This is a genomic window from Kitasatospora sp. NPDC051702, assembly GCF_040681575.1.
In the GTDB taxonomy this organism is placed as follows: domain Bacteria; phylum Actinomycetota; class Actinomycetes; order Streptomycetales; family Streptomycetaceae; genus Kitasatospora.
In genome coordinates this window covers 14,790-33,392 of record NZ_JBFAZB010000028.1, presented here as the reverse complement: position 1 = coordinate 33,392, position 18,603 = coordinate 14,790, and the positions used below count along the sequence as shown (strand labels likewise).

The following is an 18,603-nucleotide window of genomic DNA, read 5'->3' as shown; positions in this document are numbered from 1 at the left end:
GCGCGGGCCACGGGGAGTGGCGCGACGGAGCGGGAGGCCGGGAGCGGCCTCCCGCTCCGCCGATCCCGGGGGAGCGGGAGGAGCGGGGAGCGCGCGCTGCGCCCTAGAAGAGGCCGACCGCGTCGGGGGAGTAGCTGACCAGCAGGTTCTTGGTCTGCTGGTAGTGCTCCAGCAGCGCCTTGTGGTTCTCCCGGCCGATGCCGGAGTTCTTGTAGCCGCCGAAGGCCGCGTGTGCGGGGTAGGCGTGGTAGCAGTTCGTCCACACGCGGCCCGCCTGGATGGCGCGCCCGGCGCGGTGGGCGGTGTTGAGGTTTCGGGTCCAGACGCCGGCGCCGAGCCCGTACTGGGTGTCGTTGGCGAGGCCGATCGCCTCGGCGAAGTCCTCGAAGCGGGTGACCGAGACGACCGGCCCGAAGATCTCCTCCTGGAAGACCCGCATGCTGTTGACGCCCTCGAAGACCGTCGGGGTCACGTAGTACCCGCCGGCCAGGGCCCCGCCGAGGTCGGCCCGCTCGCCGCCGGCCAGCACCTTCGCGCCCTCGGCCTGGCCGATCTCGAAGTAGGAGAGGATCTTCTTCAGCTGCTCGGCGCTGGCCTGCGCGCCGACCTGGGTCTCGGTGTCCAGCGGGTCGCCCTGGCGCATCGCGCGCACCCGCTCCAGGCCGTCGGCGAGCAGCCGGTCGTAGACCGAGGACTGGATCAGCGCGCGGCTGGGGCAGGTGCACACCTCGCCCTGGTTGAGGGCGAACATCGCGAAGCCCTCGACGGCCTTGTCGTAGAAGGCGTCGGAGGCGTCGGCGACGTCCCCGAAGAACAGGTTGGGACTCTTGCCGCCGAGCTCCAGCGAGACCGGTATCAGGTTGTCGCTGGCGTAGCGCGCGATCAGCCGGCCGGTGGTGGTCTCCCCGGTGAAGGCGATCTTGCGGACGCGGCTGCTGGAGGCCAGCGGGGCGCCGGCCTCCTCGCCGAACCCGGTGACGATGTTGAGCACGCCGGGCGGCAGCAGGTCGGCGGTGAGCTCGGCCCACAGCAGCACCGACGCCGGGGTCTGCTCGGCGGGCTTGAGCACCACGGCGTTGCCGGCCGCGAGCGCGGGCGCGAGCTTCCAGACCGCCATCAGGATCGGGAAGTTCCACGGGATGATCTGGCCGACCACGCCGAGCGGCTCGTGGAAGTGGTACGCGACGGTGTCCTCGTCGAGCTGGGAGAGGCCGCCCTCCTGGGCGCGCAGCGCGCCGGCGAAGTAGCGCAGGTGGTCGACCGCGAGGGGGAGGTCGGCGGCCAGCGTCTCGCGCACCGGCTTTCCGTTCTCCCAGCTCTCCGCGACGGCCAGTTGCTCCAGGTTGGCCTCCATCCGGTCGGCGATCCGCAGCAGGGCCAGGGCCCGTTCGGCGGGCGGGGTGCGGCCCCAGGCGGGGGCGGCGGCGTGGGCGGCGTCCAGCGCGGCCTCGACGTCCTCGGCGGTGCCGCGGGCGACCTCGGTGAAGACCTCGCCGGTGACGGGCGTCGGGTCGCCGAAGTACTCGCCGCGCACCGGCGGCGTCCATCCGCCGCCGATCCAGTGCTCGTACCGGGAGCGGTAGGCGACGATGCTTCCGGGGCTGCCGGGGGGCTGGTAGACCGTCATGCTCGGGTGTCTCCTCGCGACGTCGGGCGCCGCCCGGAGCGCGCGGCGCGGGCGGCTCGCCGGAACGCCCCGGCTGGGGGCGTTCCGGCGGGAGGGGTCGGACACGCACTTCGGGGCGGCGCCCGCCGGGGCGTCCGCCGCCGAGCACGATAGCCGCCGGACGCGGGTGCGGCTACGGTCCGTGCGGGAGCCCCGTACGGAGGGTGTGCGTTCCGGCCGTTGTGGGCCCCGGTCGTTGCGGTCGCAGACCGTGCAGTGCCACACGGTGCGGCGCCGCGCGGTGCGGTGCCACGCGGCGGGCCGTGCGCGGTGCGGCGCCGACGCGCGCGGAGCGGGGTGTGTGGCCCGCCGCCCCCGGGTCGGCGGGATCGCCCGGTGCGGTCAGACCTCGTGGTAGCGCCCGGTGCGGGACTCCCAGCTCAGGTAGCCGGCGAGCCAGGTGAGCAGCCCGTCGGCGTACCGCTGCGCTATCCGCTGCTCGACCCGGGACAGGCCCAGTTCGCGGTAGACGTCGGGCAGCCGGCCGTGCAGCTCGTGGCAGCGTCCGACCATCAGCTGGGCCTCCTCCAGCACGACCGCGCAGGCCTCCTCGGCCGAGCAGCGGCGCTCGCGCTGGACGATCATCACCAGGTTGTTGACGTCGCCGCGCGGGGCCTCCAGCGGGAGGGACCGGACGTCGTTGCTGAGCGAGGGGATGTCGGCCGCCAGTTGCCGGATCTGGCGCAGCACCGGGTGGTGCAGGACGGCGGCGGGCACCTCGAACTGGCCGAGGCGCTCGACCATGTCGAAGATGGTCTCCATCGCCGCGGTGCCCCGTCTGAGCACGAGGTAGCCGTCGCGGTCGGGCGGTCGGGTGGAGATCCGTCCGGCGGCCTCGGCCGGATGACTGGCCAGGTACCACTCCCAGTTGTAGGCCGCCCGCGCCTGCCAGCGGGCGGGCATGCCGCGGACGCTGCGGTCCCAGAGGTCGGCGAAGGCGGTCTCGACGGGCGAGCCCTGGTCGGGGCGGGCGCCGTGGAGGACGGCGATCAGTCGTTCGCAGATGGGGGCGACCTCGGTGGGGCGGCGGCCGAGCGGGCCGTCGAACTGGTCGTCGAAGAGGAAGTAGAACCCCATCAGGTCGGCGGCGAGGGCGAGTTCCTCCGGGCCGGAGTCGGGGTAGCCGAGGGCGGCGAGGTCGACCACGTCCCAGTGCGCGTAGCCGGGGTGGTCGACGTCGGGGAGCAGCGGGTGGCGGGTCAGCCAGGCGCGGTGCAGCGCGGTGGCCTTCGGGCCGTGCGGGCTGCGGCGGTGCGGGAACGGAATCTGAAGTGAGGTGTCGTCAGACATCGGACTCCCGGTGCAGCGGAGGGTGGGGGCGCTTGTGGTTCGGGCGTTGATCGGGTGGGGATGTGGGGGGAGTTGACGCGGCGAGGCTCCGGGGACGAAGGTGAATTCGCAAGATCATCTGCGCCTCGCGGGCCGTAGGGTATCTGATGTAATGATCCGACGTTAGGGGTATAGGGCAATTGCCCTTGGCAAGCCGTCCGAACCCTCACCGTCCGCCCCAGCCTGCGCGAATGCCCCACGGTGAGCGCCACGCAGCGCTAACCTCGGCTCCACGAGCAGTGAGCGAACGGTGACGCGAGCTGTGACGCGAACGGCGAGGCGGAGGCGCGACGGTGACCGATCAGTACAACGAGTCTCGGGCGGGAGCCGGTTCAGTCCGGGACGGCGAGAACGCCGCACCGCGGACCAGGCTCCGCGACCGCGACGCCGAACTGCGCTCCGTCGAGGCGGCCGTCGACAAACTCTGCCGCGACTTCGCGGCCGGCGGCACCGAGATCGGCGAACTGCTCGCCTTCTCCGGCCGGCCCGGCATCGGCAAGACCAGCCTGCTGCACGAGGTGCGCCGCATCGCCAAGCTCCGCGAGGGCGCCACCGTGCTGTTCGCCCGCGGCGGCGAACGCCAGTTCAAAGAGCCCTACCACGTGCTGCGCCAGCTCCTCCAACCCGCCCTCACCAGCCTGGAGGCCGACGAGTTCCGCCAGGTCATGGGCACCTGGGAGGAGGTCGTCGGACCGGCCATGGGCCTCAAGCAGCCCAAGGCGGGCGCGCGCCGCCTCGACCCGCAGGGCGTCCGCGACGGCCTCGACTACGTCCTCACCCAGCTCGCCCCGCGCCGGGCCCCGCTGGTGATGATCGTCGACGACCTGCACTGGGCCGACGCCGAGTCGCTGTCCTGGCTCACCCAGTTCGCCGTCCGCTCCCGGGAACTGCCCGTCCTGCTGGTCTTCGCCTTCCGCGAGGACGAGAACGACTGGCCGGCCGGGATCCTGGACCACCGCAAGGACGTCCTCGGCCGCGCCACCCGCAAGCACGAGCTCAACCGGCTCTCCCTGGTCTCCGTCACCGACATGATCCGCGCCGAACTCGGGGACAAGGCCGAGGACGCCTTCTGCTACGAGTTCTGGAACGTCGTCAACGGCAACCCCTTCGAGGCCGTCGTCCTGCTCGACCAGGTGCGCGACCAGGACCTCGAACCCGTCGAGGAGAACTCCCAGCAGCTGCGCGAACTCGCCGTCGACGCCACCGGGATGACCCTCAAGAGCTGGCTCGACCGGCTCGGCGCCTCCACCCTGCGCTTCGCCTGGGCCTGCGCGATGCTCGGCACCGACATCCGGGTCGACCTCGCCACCCGGATCTCCACCCAGAGCGCCGAGGGCGCCCGCGACTCCATCAAACAGCTGCGCAAGCAGCGCGTGCTCACCCAGACCCCCAACGGCAACCTCGAGTTCGTCCACCCGCTGATCGGCAGCTCGATCTACAACACCATGCCGGAGGCCACCCGCACCGGCATGCACGGCGTCGCCGCCGCCGAGATCGAGAACGCCGGACTCGGCCTGCTCGCCGCCTCCCGCCACCTCGTCGAGACCTTCTCCGGCGAGGGCGACGACCGGACGGTGCGCAAACTGCGCCGCGCCGCCACCGAACACCTGCTCATCGGCGCCCCCGAGGCCGCCCAGCGCTGCCTCCACCGCGCGCTCAACGAGCCGCCCGCCGACGACCTCAAGGCCGAGGTGCTCTACGAACTCGGCTGCTCCGCGCTGCTCACCGACCCGGTCGCCACCGTCAACCAGCTCAAGCTCGCCCTCGACCCCGACGAGGTGCCGCTGCGCCCCGCCCTGCGGGTCGACGCCACCTTCCGGCTCTCCGAGGTGCTCGCGCACAGTGGCGAACTGCGGCAGGCCGCGCTGGTCTGCCAGGAGGAGGCCGAACACACCGTCGACCCGGACGGCAGGCGCCGCCTCCAGGCCGCCTCGTTCATGTGGCACGCCTTCCGCAAGTCCGAGGAGGACGGCCCCGGCCGCTCGGCCCGGCTCGGCGAGATGTGCGAAGGACTCGCCGGCCGCGAAGCCGCCGGCCGCGACGCCGCCGACCGCGCCGTCCTCGCGATGCGCGCCTGGGACCTCACCCTGCGCGGCAAGCCCTCCGTCGACGCCCTGGCGCACGCCGACGCCGTCCTCGACGCCGGCCGGCTGCCCAAGGGCCTCGGCTGGACCGACAGCACCTGGGGCTTCGAACTGCCCTCCATGCTCGGCCTCACCTACACCTACAACGACCGCATCGCCCAGGCCGAGCGGCTGTTCGCCGACGCCATCATCCAGTTCGAGGTGGCCGGGTGGAGCGGCGCCCACCGCGGGTTCGCCTACTTCCTGATGGGGCTGGCCCGCTTCCGGCGCGGCCTGCTCGCCGAGGCCGAGGACTTCCTGCGCCGCGCGCTGCGGCTCTCCGAGCGCATCGGCCCCAAGCTGCCGCTCGCCTGGGACGCCGTCGGCGTCCTGGCGGACACCCTGCTCGCCCGCGGCCGGGTCGAGGAGGCCTGGGAGCTCGCCAGCTCGTTCGGCTTCCAGCCGCCGTACCACGCCACCGCGATGGTGCTGCCCGACGCGGCCTCGCTGTACGGCAAGCTGCTGATCGCCATGAAGCGCCACGCCGGTGCGGCCGCCGCGCTCACCGAGGCCGGCGCCCAGCTGGAGGCCCGCGGCTGGCACAACACGGTCTGGGCGCCCTGGGCCGGCCACCTCGCCATCGCGATCGCGGCCGACGAGCCCGACCGGGCCCGCGAGTACGCCCAGAAGGCCGTTCACGACGCCCGCACCTTCGGCACCGCCTCCGCGATCGGCACCGCACTGCGGTTGCACGCCCAGATCGAGGACGGCCAGCAGGCGGTCGAGCTGCTGGAGGAGGCCGTGATGCACCTCGGGCAGTCGCCGGCCGGGTACGAGCACGCCGTCGCGCTGGTCGACCTCGGTGCCGCGCTGCGCCGGGTCGGGCGGCTGGAGGACGCCCAGGAGTACCTGTACCAGGGCATCGAGCTGGCGCAGCACTGCTCGGCGGAGGGGCTCGTCGAGCAGGCCCGGCGGGAGCTGGCCAACTACGGCCTGCGGCCCAACCGGCTGGGGCTCGCCGACTTCCGGGAGACCCTCAGCAAGCCCGAGTGGGACGTCGCCACCCGGGCCGTGCAGGGCCTGCCGCCGCAGCGGATCGCCGAGGAGCTCGGCGTCCACCTCAGCCTGGTGAACCGGCGGCTGGCCGCGGTCTACCGCAAGGCCGGCAGCGGGCCGGACGGCCTCGCCTCCGCCCTCGGGCTGCCGGTGCAGCCGCGGCAGACCGCCCGGCCGGAGGGGGAGCCCGAGGACGGGGCCGGGGCGTAGGCCGAGTCGGGGCGACGGACGTGGCGGGGCCCCGTCGGGTGCGCGGGGCCGGTGCCCGTGGCGGGTGCCCCCGTCAGGCGTTCGCGGCAGGCCTTCACACGGGGCCTTCACGCGGGGCCTTCACACCGGGCCTCGCGCCGGGCCTTGCGGAACCGCCGAACGGTGGCGTTCGGTGACGGCGGTCGGCTACCGAACGTGACGTACGACGGACGTCCCGCGGCGGCGGGCGGGGGCGTCCGGGCGGCGCGCGGGGGCGCAGGAGCGCCCCCGCGGGGGCGGCCGTCGCTAGGCTGACGCACACGGGGGCGCCGCGCCGCTGCGGCCCCGGACGGACCCGGAACCGGGCGACCGCGCCGCGCCGCGGTCGCCAGTGAGGAGCAGGCCATGGCGAGCGAGGCCACCAGCGTGCGGCACCACCCCCTGGAGCCCTCGGGCGCGGGTGCCGCGATCGAACGCTGGACGCTCTCCGCCGGCCCGTACGAGGCGAGCGTGCTCACCCTCGGTGCCACCCTGCACACCCTCACCGCGCCCGACCGGGCCGGCCGGCCCGCCCAACTGCTCCTCGCCGCCGACCAGCTGGCCCAGCTGCTCGGACCGGCCCGGCACTACGGCGCCGTGGTCGGCCGGTACGCCAACCGGATCGACGGATCCAGGGTCACCATCGACGGCGAGGAGCACCCGCTCGCCCCGACCGGCGGCGGCGTCACCATCCACGGCGGCCCGGACGGCTTCGCGCACCGCATGTGGGAGGCCGAGGAGACCGAGGGCGGCGTCCGGCTGCGGCTGCACAGCCCGGACGGCGACCAGGGCTTCCCCGGCGCGCTCGACGTCACCGTCTCCTACACCCTGGACGCGGCCGGGGAACTGGTGATCGCCTACCACGCCGTCACCACCAAGCCGACCGTGGTCAACCTGACCAACCACGCGTACGTCAACCTCGCGGGGGAGGGCAGCGGCGACGTCCTCGGCCACCTGCTCACCCTGGACGCCGACGAGTACACCCCCGCCGACGAGCGGCAGATCCCGTACGGGCGCACCGAACCCGTGGCGGGCACCCCGTTCGACTTCACCGTGGCCACGCCGATCGGCAAGTCGGTCCACGACGACCACCCGCAGCTGGTCGGTCCCGGCGGCTACGACCACAACTGGGTGCTGCGCCCCCGCCCCGCGGACGGTCCCCCGGTCCGGGCGGCGCTGCTGGAGGAGCCGGTCGGCGGCCGCACCCTGGAGGTGCTGACCACCGAGCCGGGCGTCCAGGTCTACACGGCCAACAAGTTCCAGGGCGCGGTCACCGGGGCGAGCGGCGTCCCGTACGGGCCGTTCGCCGGGATCGCGCTGGAGACCCAGCACTTCCCGGACTCCCCGCACCACCCGGCCTTCCCGAGCACCGTGCTGCGGCCGGGGGAGGAGTTCCGCTCGACCACCGTGCTGCGCTTCGGGACCAACTAGCACCCCGCGCACCGCGGGCCCCGTGCGCCCGGCGTGCGGGGTGCGCGCCGGGCACGTGCTGCCAGGGCTAGGCGTGCGGACGCCCGTCGAGCTCGCGGCGCATGCAGAGCCGGGGCCAGCGGTCCAGGCCGTGCTCGGCCTCCCTGCGGCGGATCTCCCGCAGGCCCGGGGTGAGCTCCTGGTCGGCGAGCGGGTGGAAGCCCAGGCGCGCGTAGTAGGGGGCGTTCCAGGGGACGTCGGCGAAGGTGGTGAGGGTGAGCGCCGGGGCGTCGGTGCCCGCGGCGAGGTGCTCGATCAGCGCCCGGCCGATGCCGCGGCGGGCCCGGTCGGGGTGGACGGACACCTGCTCGATGTGCAGGGCGCCGTCCACCGGCTCGGCCAGCAGGTAGCCGACGACGGGGCCGTCGGGCGCTGCCAGGGCCACCAGGGCGGTGCCCGCGTCGAGGAAGTGCGCCAGTTCGTCCGGGGTCGGGGGTTCGTCCTCGGCGATCTCCGGCATGCCGATGGCGGCGAACGGGGCTCCGGCGGCCCGTTCCAGTGCGCACAGCAGGGGGAGTTCGTCCTTCGAGGCGGCTCTGATCTGCATGCACCCAGTCTGCTGCAAGCATTTTTCAGCCACGCAGGGTGGTGTCCTCGGCCATGCCGTACCGGGCGCTTTGCTGCCAAGTCGGACATCCGGCCGCGCCGTCCACTACCGTGCGGCTACGTCCAGGACACGCGGGCGTAACGATCGCTATTTCTTGCAGAAACTTGCTGCAAGGACTTTCCGTCGCTATTGCGCCGCTGTTAACTTCCTTCCCGAGCCCGACGGCAGCAACGGTGCGGTCGGCACGAGGCAGCCATTATGCGCCTGTCTCCGAACATCTCGGGCACCCCCACCCTCCCAAGGAGTTCTCATGCGGCGTGGCATCGCGGCCTCTGCCCTCGTTGTGGCCCTCGCGGTCTCGATGGCTGCCTGTGGCAGCAGCGGCTCCAGCTCGGACGGCAAGGCCGACGGGCCGGTCACCCTCACGTACTGGGACACCTCGAACGCCACCAACGAGGCGCCGAACTACCAGGAGCTCGTCAAGAAGTTCGAGGCCGCCAACCCGAACGTCAAGGTCGACTTCGTCAACGTCCCGTTCGACCAGGCGCAGAACAAGCTGCAGACCGCCATGGGGGCCAAGGGCGCTCCGGACGTGTTCCGCTCCGAGGTCGGCTGGACCGCCGCCTTCGCCAAGGCCGGCTACCTGGAGCCGCTGGACGGCACCCCGGCCGCCGCCGACACCTCCGCCTTCCAGCCCAGCCTGATCCAGCAGGCCAAGTACGACGGCAAGCTCTACGGCGTGCCGCTGGTCACCGACACCCTGGGCCTGCTCTACAACAAGGACCTGTTCGCCAAGGCCGGCATCACCGACGCCCCCAAGACCTGGGACGAGCTGAAGACCGACGCCGCCGCGCTCAAGGACAAGGCGGGCGTCGACGGCTTCTGGCTGAAGGCCGCGGACGGCTACTACGCCATGCCGTTCCTGTTCGGCGAGGGCACCGACACCGTCGACGCCGCCGGCAAGAAGATCACCGTCGCCTCGCCGGAGGCCGTCAAGGCCGTCGAGACGTACAAGACGATGTTCACCGCGCCGGGCATGGCCAAGGCCGACGTCACCACCGACGCCTACGCGCACATGATGGACGCCTTCAACAGCGGCAAGGTCGCGGCGATCATCCAGGGCCCGTGGGAGATCACCAACATCTACAAGGGCGCCGCGTTCGCCGACAAGAAGAACCTCGGCATCGCGCCCGTCCCGGCCGGCTCCGCGGGCAAGGGCGGCGCCCCCACCGGCGGCCACAACATCTCCGTCTACGCCGGTGCCGACCAGGCCCACAAGGCCGCCGCCGAGAAGTTCGCCGCCTTCATGACCTCGGCGGAGAGCCAGGCCTTCATCGCGCAGAAGAACTCCACCCTGCCGACCCGCTCCGACGCCTTCACGGCCGACGTCAAGGCCGACCCGGGCATCGCCGGCTTCCAGGCCGTCCTCCCCAGCGCCAAGCCGCGCCCCGAGCTGCCCGAGTACAGCTCGCTGTTCGCCTCGCTCGGCACCAACCTGGGCAAGGCCGTCCAGGGCACCGGCACCCAGGACGCCCTGAGCACCATCGCGACCGACTACGCCAAGCTCCTGCCGGGCTTCGCCAAGTAGTCCCCCCCCCGGCCGTCGGGCCCGCCGCGTGCACGGCGGGCCCGACGGCCGGACCCGCTCTCCCCGAGACCTCACCCCGAGAAGGTGCAATCGATGTCAGTCGCCGTGCAGGGCGCCACCGGCAAGGGCAGCCGGGAGCGCGAGCAGCGTCCGGGCCTGCTGGAACGCCTCAAGCGCTCCTACGCCAAGCACTGGTACGCCTACGCGATGATCGCCCCCGTGGTGCTGGTGCTCGGCGTGCTGGTGATCTACCCGCTGGTCGAGGGCGTCTGGCTCACGCTCACCGACGCCAACAGCCTCAACTCCGCCCGCACGATCGGCGTCAACCACATCCCGGCGTCCTACAAGTTCGTCGGCCTCGACAACTACGCCGACATCCTCTGGGGCCCCGGCTCCTACGACCGCTTCTGGTCGCACTTCGTCTGGACCATCACCTGGACGGCGCTCTGCGTCGTCCTGCACTACACCATCGGCCTGGGCCTCGCCCTGCTGCTGAACCAGAAGCTGCGCGGACGCGCCGTCTACCGGATGCTGCTCATCCTGCCCTGGGCCGTCCCCACCTTCGTCACCGTCTTCTCCTGGCGCCTGATGCTCGCCGACGGCGGCGCCGTCAACGGCCTGCTCTCCGCCCTGCACCTGCCCCAACCCGGCTGGCTGGACGACCCGTTGGCGCAGAAGGCGGCCGCGATCCTGGTCAACACCTGGGTCGGCGTGCCGTTCATGATGATCTCCCTCCTCGGCGGCCTGCAGTCGATCCCGGCCGAGCTGTACGAGGCGGCCGAGATGGACGGCGCCACCGCCTGGCAGCGCTTCCGGCACGTCACCCTGCCCGGGCTGCGCACCGTCTCCTCGACCGTCGTCCTGCTCGGCGTGATCTGGACGTTCAACCAGTTCGCCGTCATCTTCCTGCTGTTCGGCACCAGCGGCGGCTCCGACGCCCAGCTGCTGGTCACCTGGGCCTACCGGCTCGGCTTCGGCCAGCAGCCCCGGGACTACGCGCAGTCCGCCGCGTACGGCGTGATCCTGCTGTCCATCCTCATCGTCTTCACCGCCTTCTACCGGCGCTGGCTCGCCCGCAACGAGCAGGCCAACGGCTGAGGCCCCGGACCCAGTTGACCCACGAAGGCAGGTAACCCCGATGAGCACCACCACCGAACGCCCCGCCGCGGCGCCGACGGCGACCCCCGCCGCCCGGCCCACCAGGGTCCGCCGCCGCGGCCGGAGCAGCCCGCTGGCCACCGCGCTGTCCCACGGCGCCCTGATCCTGGCGAGCCTGGTCGCCCTCTTCCCGGTCCTGTGGATCCTCTACATCTCCCTCGGACCGGACAAGACCGACTACCTGCACCCCGGCGGGATCCTCGACAAGCTGACCCTGTCGAACTACCACCACGTGCTGTTCGACACCGACTTCTTCACCTGGTTCGGCAACGCCTTCCTGGTCTCCGGCGTCACCACGGTGTTCGGCGTCATGGTCGCCGCCACCACCGGCTACGCCGTCTCCCGGATGAAGTTCCCCGGCCACAAGCCGCTGATGTGGTCGCTGCTGGTCACCCAGATGTTCCCGATCGCGGTGCTGATCGTGCCGATGTACACGATCCTCTCCGAGCTCGGCCTGCTGGACAGCTACACCGGCCTGATCCTGGTGTACTCGACGACCACCGTGCCGTACTGCGCCTGGCTGCTGAAGGGCTACTTCGACACCATCCCGGTGGAGATCGACGAGGCCGGCCGGGTCGACGGCCTCACCCCGATCGGCACCTTCTGGCGGCTCGTCCTGCCGCTCGCCCGCCCGGGCCTGGCGGTGGCCGCGTTCTACTCCTTCCTGACCGCGTGGGCCGAGGTCGCCTTCGCCTCCACCTTCATGCTCAGCTCCGACAAGTACACGCTGGCCGTGGGCCTGCAGACCTTCGTCAGCGAGCACGACGCGCAGTGGAACTTCATGGCGGCGACCGCCGTGCTGATCGCCATCCCGTCCTCGGTCTTCTTCTACCTGGTGCAGCGCCACCTGGTCACCGGCCTGACCGCCGGTGCCTCCAAGTCGTAACGCTCCTCGCTCCTCTAGTCCCCAAGGGATACCGTCCATGACCCAGAACCTGGCCGACACCTCCCGGCCTGCCGCCGACGCCACCGCCCACGAGGCGGCCACCCCGGCTCCTGCGACTGGCGGCGCCTCCAGAGACTGGTGGCGGGACGCGGTCATCTACCAGGTGTACCCGCGCAGCTTCGCCGACTCCAACGGCGACGGCATGGGCGACCTGCCCGGCGTCCGCAGCCGCCTGCCGTACCTGCGCGACCTCGGCGTGGACGCGGTCTGGCTCTCGCCGTTCTACGCCTCGCCGCAGGCGGACGCCGGCTACGACGTCGCCGACTACCGCGCCGTGGACCCGATGTTCGGCACCCTGCTGGACGCCGACGCCCTCATCCGGGACGCCCACGAGCTGGGACTGCGGATCATCGTCGACCTCGTCCCCAACCACTCCTCGGACCAGCACGAGTGGTTCCAGCGCGCCCTGCGCGAGGGTCCTGCGTCCCCGCTGCGCGAGCGCTACCACTTCCTTCCCGGCAAGGGCGAGAACGGCGAACTGCCGCCCAACGACTGGGAGTCCATCTTCGGCGGCCCGGCCTGGACCCGGACCGAGAACCCCGACGGCACCCCGGGCGACTGGTACCTGCATCTGTTCGCGCCCGAGCAGCCCGACTTCAACTGGGAGAACCGGGCCGTCGGCGACGAGTTCCGCTCGATCCTGCGGTTCTGGCTCGACATGGGCGTGGACGGCTTCCGCATCGACGTCGCCCACGGCCTGGTCAAGGCCCCCGGCCTGCCCGACCTCGGCGGCTCCGACCAGCTCAAGCTGCTGGGCAACGACGTCATGCCCTTCTTCGACCAGGACGGCGTTCACGAGATCTACCGCAGCTGGCGCAAGATCCTCGACGAGTACCCGGGCCAGCGGATCGGCGTCGCCGAGGCCTGGACGCCGACCGTCCAGCGCACCGCCAACTACGTGCGCCCCGACGAGCTCCACCAGGCCTTCAACTTCCAGTACCTGGGCACCGACTGGGACGCCGCCGCGCTGCGCGAGGTGATCGACGTCTCGCTCGACTCGATGCGCCCGGTCGACGCCCCCACCACCTGGGTGCTCTCCAACCACGACGTCACCCGGCACGCCACCCGCTTCGCCAACGAGCCGGGCCTCGGCACCCAGATCCGCACCGCCGGCGACCGCGCGCTCGGCCTGCGCCGCGCCCGCGCCGCCACCCTGCTGATGCTCGCGCTCCCCGGCTCGGCGTACGTCTACCAGGGCGAGGAGCTCGGCCTGCCCGACGTCACCGACCTGCCGGACGAGGTGCGCCAGGACCCGTCCTTCTTCCGCCAGGCCGGGCAGGACGGCTACCGCGACGGCTGCCGCGTCCCGATCCCGTGGTCCGGCACCGAGGCCCCGTACGGCTTCGGCCCGGTCGCCGGCGGGCCCTCCTGGCTGCCGCAGCCGGCGCAGTGGGCCGAGCTCAGCGTCGAGGCGCAGACCGGCGACCCGACGTCCACCCTGGAGCTTTACCGCAGCGCGCTCGCCGTCCGCCGCTCCCAGGCCGACCTGGGCGCCGGGACGGAGGTCGAGTGGCTGGAGGGCCCCGAGGGCACCCTGGCGTTCCGCCGCGGCGCCTTCGTCTGCACGGTGAACACCACCGGCGAGCCGGTCCGGATACCCGTGCCCGGGCGGCTCCTGCTCTCCTCGGCGGACCCGGTGGTGGACGGCGGCGAGACGGTGCTCGCACCGGACAGCACCGGCTGGTGGGCGGTCTGACGTGGTTGCAATAGGCTCTGGGACCGTGACTACGGCGCGACTCTCAGACATCGCGGCGCAGGCGGGGGTCAGCGAAGCCACCGTCTCCCGCGTACTCAACGGCAAGGCGAACGTCTCGGCCGCCACCCGGCAGACCGTGCTGGCCGCGCTCGACGTGCTCGGTTACGAGCGGCCGACCCGGCTGCGCCAGCGCAGTGCGGGCCTGATCGGGCTGATCACGCCGGAGTTGAGCAACCCGATCTTCCCCGCGCTGGCCCAGGTGATCGAGCAGGTGCTCAGCCGGCACGGGTACACCCCGGTGCTGTGCACCCAGACGCCGGGCGGATCCACCGAGGACGAACTGGTGGAGATGCTGGTCGACCGGGGCGTGGCGGGCATCGTCTTCGTCTCCGGGCTGCACGCCGACTCCACCGCCGACCACGACCGGTACGCCCGGCTGGCCGGCCGCGGGGTGCCCTTCGTCCTGATCAACGGCTACAGCGAGCGGATCGCCGCCCCGTTCATCTCGCCGGACGACCGCGCCGCGATGTGGATGGCCGTCCAGCACCTGGCCGAACTCGGCCACGAGCGGATCGGGTTGGCCGTGGGGCAGCGCCGGTACGTGCCGGTGCTGCGCAAGATCGAGGGCTTCACGGCGGCGATGCGCGAGGTGCTCGGGCGCAGCGCGGAGGAGGCCGAGGACCTCGTCCACCACACCCTGTTCAGCGTCGAGGGCGGGCACGCGGCCGCCGGGGCGCTGCTCGACAAGGGCTGCACGGCGATCGTGTGCGGCAGCGACATGATGGCCCTCGGGGCGATCCGGGCGGTGCGCCAGCGCGGGCTGTCGGTGCCGCAGGACGTGTCGGTGGTCGGCTTCGACGACTCGCCGCTGATCGCCTTCACCGAGCCGCCGTTGACGACGATCCGCCAGCCGGTCGAGGCGATGGCCACGGCGGCGGTGGACGCGCTGCTGGAGGAGGTCGGCGGCAACGCGGCCCAGCGGGGGGAGTTCATGTTCCAGCCGGAGCTGGTCATGCGGGGCTCGACGGGGGCCTGCGCGCGCTGAGCGACGGGCCGTGGACGGCCGACGGGCCCCGGGGAGCGACCGCTCCCCGGGGCCCGTTTCGCATGGGTGCCGTGTGCCGTGTGCCGTGTGCGGGGGTGGCGCGGACGGCGGCGGGTGGGGCGGGTCAGCCCTGCTGGTCGGTGGGGCGGCTGCGGGTGAGCCGCCGGTCGCCGGCGGGGTCGCCGGTCCGGGTCCCGGTGCGGCGGCCGCGGGCCAGGTAGTCCCGCAGGACCAGTTCGACGGCGTCCTGCGGGTTCTTGGTGCCGGAGAGCAGCATCGCGTCGATCGCGAGGTTGGCGTCGAGTGTGACGGTGACCTGGGCCATGGTGGCTCCTCCTCGGGTGCAGAGCAGCAGCATGCCCGTTGTGGCCGGCTTTGACCATGACCTTCGGCCGGCGGAGGGCGGGTACGCCGGAACCCCCGGGGGAGAGCGATCGGGCTCTCCCCCGGGGGTTCCGTGTGGCGGGCAACGGGGGCGGGTGACAGATGACGGGTTTCAGATGATGAAATCTGTCGGCTGAAATCTGAAATCTGTCAGCTGTTCGCCGTCAGCTGTTCGCCGTCAGCCGTCGGCTGTGCCGTGCCGCCCGTGGCCCGCCGGTGTGCCTCAGACCCGGCCGGCGAAGTCCGGGGCCCAGTTGGCGACGGTCTGCTCGCGCACGCCCGAGCTCGGGTTGGCGGCCTCGACGTACTTGCCGCCGCCGACGTAGATCGCGACGTGGTAGACGCCGGAGTCCTGGCCGTTGTTGGACCAGAACAGCAGGTCGCCCGGCTGCAGGTTGTCCAGCGAGACGTGGGTGCTGGCGGCGGCCTGGTCCGCGGCCACGCGCGGGATGGAGACGCCCGCGGCGCGCAGCGCGGCCTGGGTCAGGCCGGAGCAGTCCCAGCCGCCGTTGCCGGTGCCGCCGTAGACGTAGGCCTGGCCGACCTTCGACTCGGCGAAGGAGACCGCGGCGGCCATGCTGCCGGTGGCGGCCTGGGCCGGGGCCTGGGCGGCCGGGGCCTGGGTCTGCGCGGCCGGCTTGGCGTTCACGGCACCGCCGTCGGTGGTCTGGCCGGACTTCTTCGAACGGTCGAACCAGCTGAAGTCGGAGCCGGACTTGGTCGCGGTGGCCGCCTGCCGGCCGTGGCCGGCGTCCTTGAAGGACAGGTGCTGGCCCGGGTAGATGGTGTTCGGGCCGTCGGTCAGGGTGCCGCGGTTGAGCTCGTAGAGCCGCTGCCAGCCGCCGTCGATGTTGTGCTTGTCGGCGATGGAGGACAGCCAGTCGCCGGCCACGACGGTGTAGTCGTCGCTCTCGGCCTGGGCGCCGCCCTGGGTCTGCTCCTGGTGCTTCTGGGTCCAGGTGCTCTTGGCGGAGTCGCCGGAGGTCTGCTCCTGGGCCGGCGCGGCCGGCTTGGTGGCCGGGGCGGGGGTCTGCGCGGGCTTGGCGGCCGGGGCGGGCTTGGCGGCCGTAGCACCGGCGGTGGAGCCCGCGGAGGTGTCGACGGCGGCCGGGGCGCCGCCCTTGGTCAGGCCGGCCTGGACCGAGCAGACCGGCCAGGCGCCGGGGCCCTGCGAGGCGAGGACCTTCTCGGCGACGGCGATCTGCTGGTCCTTGGTGGCCAGGTTGGCCTGCGGGGCGTACGCGGTGCCGCCGAAGGCGGCCCAGGTGCTGGAGGTGAACTGCAGGCCGCCGTAGAAGCCGTTGCCGGTGTTGATGCTCCAGTTGCCGCTGCTCTCGCACTGGGCGACCTTGTCCCAGGTCGCGACGGAGGCGGCGGAGGCGGTGCCGGTGGTGAGGCAGGGGATCGTGAGGCCGACGCCCGCGACGCCGATGGCGGCGATGACGCGGCGGGTGCGGCTGGACAGACGGGTGCCGTTGGTGGGCAGCATGAAGACGTGGTCCTCTCCCACGCCTGCGAGGTGAGCTGTCGGATTCGGGCTGGAGTTGCCCGGCCGCGCTGTGGACGCGGCTTCACCCCTAGCCCTGAACCGTTCCTGGGAACGGTCCGGGGCGACTTACCTGTGGGTCCCCCGCTCCTGCCGTGGTGCGTTTTCGCGCTGCCAGGGCATCCGACGGCAGGACTCGGCGTTGCGGATGAACTGGGTCCGTGTGGTCACGAACGGGGAGCACGTTAAGCAGACTTAAGTTCAAACCGCAAACACTGTGATGCGCATCACGGTTTGGCGAGAATGATCGTTTCCGCTGTCCGTCATGATCCGAAATGATCGTTTTCCCGCAACGGCGCCACGGGTGCGCACAACTGGCCGTTCCTCAGGAAACGGCTGACGACGCGTCGGGGTGCGATCGGGCGCGTCCGCGATGCGGGAGGCGCGGCCGATTCCCGGCCGCCGGCCCGCGCCCCGGGCAGAACCGATCAAACATCAACAGAACGGACATCACGCCTATTCACGCCTTAACTCCCGTACGGGGCAAGCCGGAAGGGCCCGGAACGAAGCCGTTCCGGGCCCTTCGGTGCGCGTGGTGTCCCGCTACTACTCCTCGGGCCCCCCGGCGGCGGCGTGGGCGCCGTGGGTGCCCTCAGCGGCCTCCGCGGCGGCCTCCGCCTCGGCCTGGGCCAGCTCCTCCGGGGAGGGCGCCGGCAGCGCGGCCAGGTAGGTCGAGGCGATCAGCTGGCCGACCGTCGGGTAGGCGCCCAGCGGAGCGGCGGACGGGCAGCCCGTCTCCTCGGCGGCCGTCGCGAGCAGCTCGGAGTCGGCCTCCGGGCCGATCACCAGCGGGGCCAGCGCGGGGCGCAGGGAGCCGGTCTCCTTGAGGTGGTTGACGGCCGCGGCCACCGAGCCGGGCACGTCGAGCGCGGCGGGGATGACCGGGACGGCCAGCCGGGCCGCCAGCAGTACGCCGGTGATGCCGGCCGCCGCGGCGGCCTCCTCGCCGCCGACGGTGGTCAGGACCACGCCGTCCGCGGCGGTCGCGATGGCGAACAGCCTGGCCCGGTCGGCGCGGGCCAGCCCGGCCTCGGACAGGCGCACGTGGACGGCCTCGGCGAGCAGCGGGTGCGGGCCGAGCACGTCGGTGACGGACGCGCCGTACTCCGCTGCGAGGGCGTGGAGTTCGGTCAGGAAGCCGTGCGGGCCGGGGACCAGCGGGACCACGACGGGCACCGGCAGGCCGGCCTCGGCGGCCATGGCCAGGAGCTCGGCGACGGTGCGGTCCTCGCTGTCGTCGGCCTCGGTGTTCCCACCGGGGAGGTAGCCGACCGCGGTGCGGACGCCGGCCTGCTCGCTGCGGACGATCGACAGCAGTTCCTCGACGACCGAGCGGGACTCGGGCCCTGCGGTCGCGGGCACGGCCAGCACCAGGGCCGGGGCGCCGGTCGGAATCTCGGGGCGCTCGGGACGGCGGTGGCGCCCCCGCGCACGGGAGCCTGGAGTGCGGACGGGCAGTGGCGCGCCCGGGATGGCTGCGGTGCTCATGCCGGAGATCGTAGGACATCGGCCGGTCGGGCCTGCAGTCGGCTGCCGTTCGGGTTCCGCGCGGCCGCGGTGCGCGCGCGGTGCGCGACGTGTGCCGATCCGGGCGGATCCACAGCAATGCGGACATATCTCACCCAACCCCCGGAAGGGCTCCGGTGGTTGCCGTGACGTCCCGGACGGGGCTGCGCGTTGCACGTGCGGTGCGTGAGATGTCTCACAGCGCGGAGGTGCTGTCCGATGCGTCTGACGGAGGGTCACAGGAGTGCGACTCCCGGCATTCGAAGATCAACATTCAGCGGGGGTCCGCTCACGGCCGGTTATCGGGACTTCGTCGATTCAGTCGGCTATGTCCGTTTACGTACCGTCAGGAAAAGGGTCCGTGAAGAGTTCGGG

General features: G+C 72.6%; 13 protein-coding genes and 1 riboswitch. Of the genes, 7 read left to right on the top strand and 6 right to left on the bottom strand.

Annotated features, from left to right (window positions below):
* Positions 1-103: 103 nt before the first annotated feature.
* Together AB0N04_RS22840 and AB0N04_RS22835 are read right to left on the bottom strand one after the other, a co-directional pair.
* The gene (locus AB0N04_RS22840) at positions 104-1,627 is read right to left on the bottom strand and encodes an aldehyde dehydrogenase family protein (protein ID WP_360210764.1); all 1,524 of its coding nucleotides are present in this window, start codon (positions 1,625-1,627) and stop codon (positions 104-106) included.
* A 381-nt stretch (positions 1,628-2,008) separates the two neighbouring features.
* Positions 2,009-2,956 carry a terpene cyclase gene (locus AB0N04_RS22835; protein WP_360210766.1) on the bottom strand — a complete coding sequence of 316 codons (948 nt, stop codon included), beginning with the start codon at positions 2,954-2,956 and terminating at the stop codon, positions 2,009-2,011.
* A gap of 332 nt (positions 2,957-3,288) precedes the next feature.
* Here AB0N04_RS22835 and AB0N04_RS22830 point away from each other — a divergent pair, with 332 nt between their 5' ends.
* Both AB0N04_RS22830 and AB0N04_RS22825 read left to right on the top strand, forming a co-directional pair.
* Positions 3,289-6,324, top strand: coding sequence for an AAA family ATPase (locus AB0N04_RS22830; protein WP_360210768.1), 3,036 nt, complete (start codon positions 3,289-3,291; stop codon positions 6,322-6,324).
* Between the two features lie 384 nt (positions 6,325-6,708).
* Entirely contained in the window at positions 6,709-7,773 is a 1,065-nt protein-coding gene (locus AB0N04_RS22825; protein ID WP_360210770.1) for an aldose epimerase family protein, read from the top strand.
* A 67-nt stretch (positions 7,774-7,840) separates the two neighbouring features.
* On the opposite strand, the gene AB0N04_RS22820 is transcribed toward AB0N04_RS22825, so the two are convergent.
* Positions 7,841-8,359: a GNAT family N-acetyltransferase gene (locus tag AB0N04_RS22820; protein ID WP_360210772.1), complete on the bottom strand. Its 519-nt coding sequence runs from the start codon at positions 8,357-8,359 to the stop codon at positions 7,841-7,843.
* Positions 8,360-8,669: 310 nt separating this feature from the next.
* Here AB0N04_RS22820 and AB0N04_RS22815 point away from each other — a divergent pair, with 310 nt between their 5' ends.
* The 5 genes from AB0N04_RS22815 (at position 8,670) to AB0N04_RS22795 (ending at position 14,792) form a co-directional block, all read left to right on the top strand.
* The gene (locus tag AB0N04_RS22815) at positions 8,670-9,947 is read left to right on the top strand and encodes an extracellular solute-binding protein (protein ID WP_360210774.1); all 1,278 of its coding nucleotides are present in this window, start codon (positions 8,670-8,672) and stop codon (positions 9,945-9,947) included.
* Between the two features lie 93 nt (positions 9,948-10,040).
* Positions 10,041-11,045: a sugar ABC transporter permease gene (locus AB0N04_RS22810; RefSeq protein WP_363365159.1), complete on the top strand. Its 1,005-nt coding sequence runs from the start codon at positions 10,041-10,043 to the stop codon at positions 11,043-11,045.
* Positions 11,046-11,085: 40 nt separating this feature from the next.
* Positions 11,086-11,991: a carbohydrate ABC transporter permease gene (locus AB0N04_RS22805; RefSeq protein ID WP_360221946.1), complete on the top strand. Its 906-nt coding sequence runs from the start codon at positions 11,086-11,088 to the stop codon at positions 11,989-11,991.
* Between the two features lie 37 nt (positions 11,992-12,028).
* Complete coding sequence (locus AB0N04_RS22800; protein WP_360221943.1) at positions 12,029-13,747, top strand: glycoside hydrolase family 13 protein; 1,719 nt, start codon at positions 12,029-12,031, stop codon at positions 13,745-13,747.
* A 25-nt stretch (positions 13,748-13,772) separates the two neighbouring features.
* A complete protein-coding gene (locus tag AB0N04_RS22795) occupies positions 13,773-14,792 on the top strand; it encodes a LacI family DNA-binding transcriptional regulator (protein ID WP_360221940.1) in 1,020 nt (339 codons plus the stop codon).
* 124 nt (positions 14,793-14,916) lie between these two features.
* Here the strand turns inward: AB0N04_RS22795 and AB0N04_RS22790 are convergent, their stop codons facing one another.
* The 3 genes from AB0N04_RS22790 to AB0N04_RS22780 all read right to left on the bottom strand — a co-directional run bounded on the left by AB0N04_RS22790 (position 14,917) and on the right by AB0N04_RS22780 (position 18,210).
* A complete protein-coding gene (locus tag AB0N04_RS22790; protein WP_360221937.1) occupies positions 14,917-15,117 on the bottom strand; it encodes a hypothetical protein in 201 nt (66 codons plus the stop codon).
* 282 nt (positions 15,118-15,399) lie between these two features.
* On the bottom strand, positions 15,400-16,686 hold the full coding sequence (locus AB0N04_RS22785; RefSeq protein ID WP_360221934.1) for a transglycosylase family protein: 1,287 nt from the start codon (positions 16,684-16,686) through the stop codon (positions 15,400-15,402).
* Positions 16,673-16,874: riboswitch (cyclic di-AMP (ydaO/yuaA leader) on the bottom strand. (Overlaps the previous gene by 14 nt.)
* A 394-nt stretch (positions 16,875-17,268) precedes the next feature.
* A complete protein-coding gene (locus AB0N04_RS22780; protein ID WP_360221931.1) occupies positions 17,269-18,210 on the bottom strand; it encodes a hypothetical protein in 942 nt (313 codons plus the stop codon).
* Positions 18,211-18,603: the final 393 nt, after the last annotated feature.

Bases quoted from the DNA above. Each gene is read 5' to 3' on its own strand.
- AB0N04_RS22810 (WP_363365159.1), top strand. From the start codon at position 10,041: ATGTCAGTCGCCGTGCAGGGCGCCACCGGCAAGGGCAGCCGGGAGCGC.
- AB0N04_RS22780 (WP_360221931.1), bottom strand. From the start codon at position 18,210: ATGAGCACCGCAGCCATCCCGGGCGCGCCACTGCCCGTCCGCACTCCA.
- AB0N04_RS22835 (WP_360210766.1), bottom strand. From the start codon at position 2,956: ATGTCTGACGACACCTCACTTCAGATTCCGTTCCCGCACCGCCGCAGC.
- AB0N04_RS22800 (WP_360221943.1), top strand. From the start codon at position 12,029: ATGACCCAGAACCTGGCCGACACCTCCCGGCCTGCCGCCGACGCCACC.
- AB0N04_RS22840 (WP_360210764.1), bottom strand. From the start codon at position 1,627: ATGACGGTCTACCAGCCCCCCGGCAGCCCCGGAAGCATCGTCGCCTAC.
- AB0N04_RS22820 (WP_360210772.1), bottom strand. From the start codon at position 8,359: ATGCAGATCAGAGCCGCCTCGAAGGACGAACTCCCCCTGCTGTGCGCA.
- AB0N04_RS22815 (WP_360210774.1), top strand. From the start codon at position 8,670: ATGCGGCGTGGCATCGCGGCCTCTGCCCTCGTTGTGGCCCTCGCGGTC.
- AB0N04_RS22825 (WP_360210770.1), top strand. From the start codon at position 6,709: ATGGCGAGCGAGGCCACCAGCGTGCGGCACCACCCCCTGGAGCCCTCG.
- AB0N04_RS22805 (WP_360221946.1), top strand. From the start codon at position 11,086: ATGAGCACCACCACCGAACGCCCCGCCGCGGCGCCGACGGCGACCCCC.
- AB0N04_RS22790 (WP_360221937.1), bottom strand. From the start codon at position 15,117: ATGGCCCAGGTCACCGTCACACTCGACGCCAACCTCGCGATCGACGCG.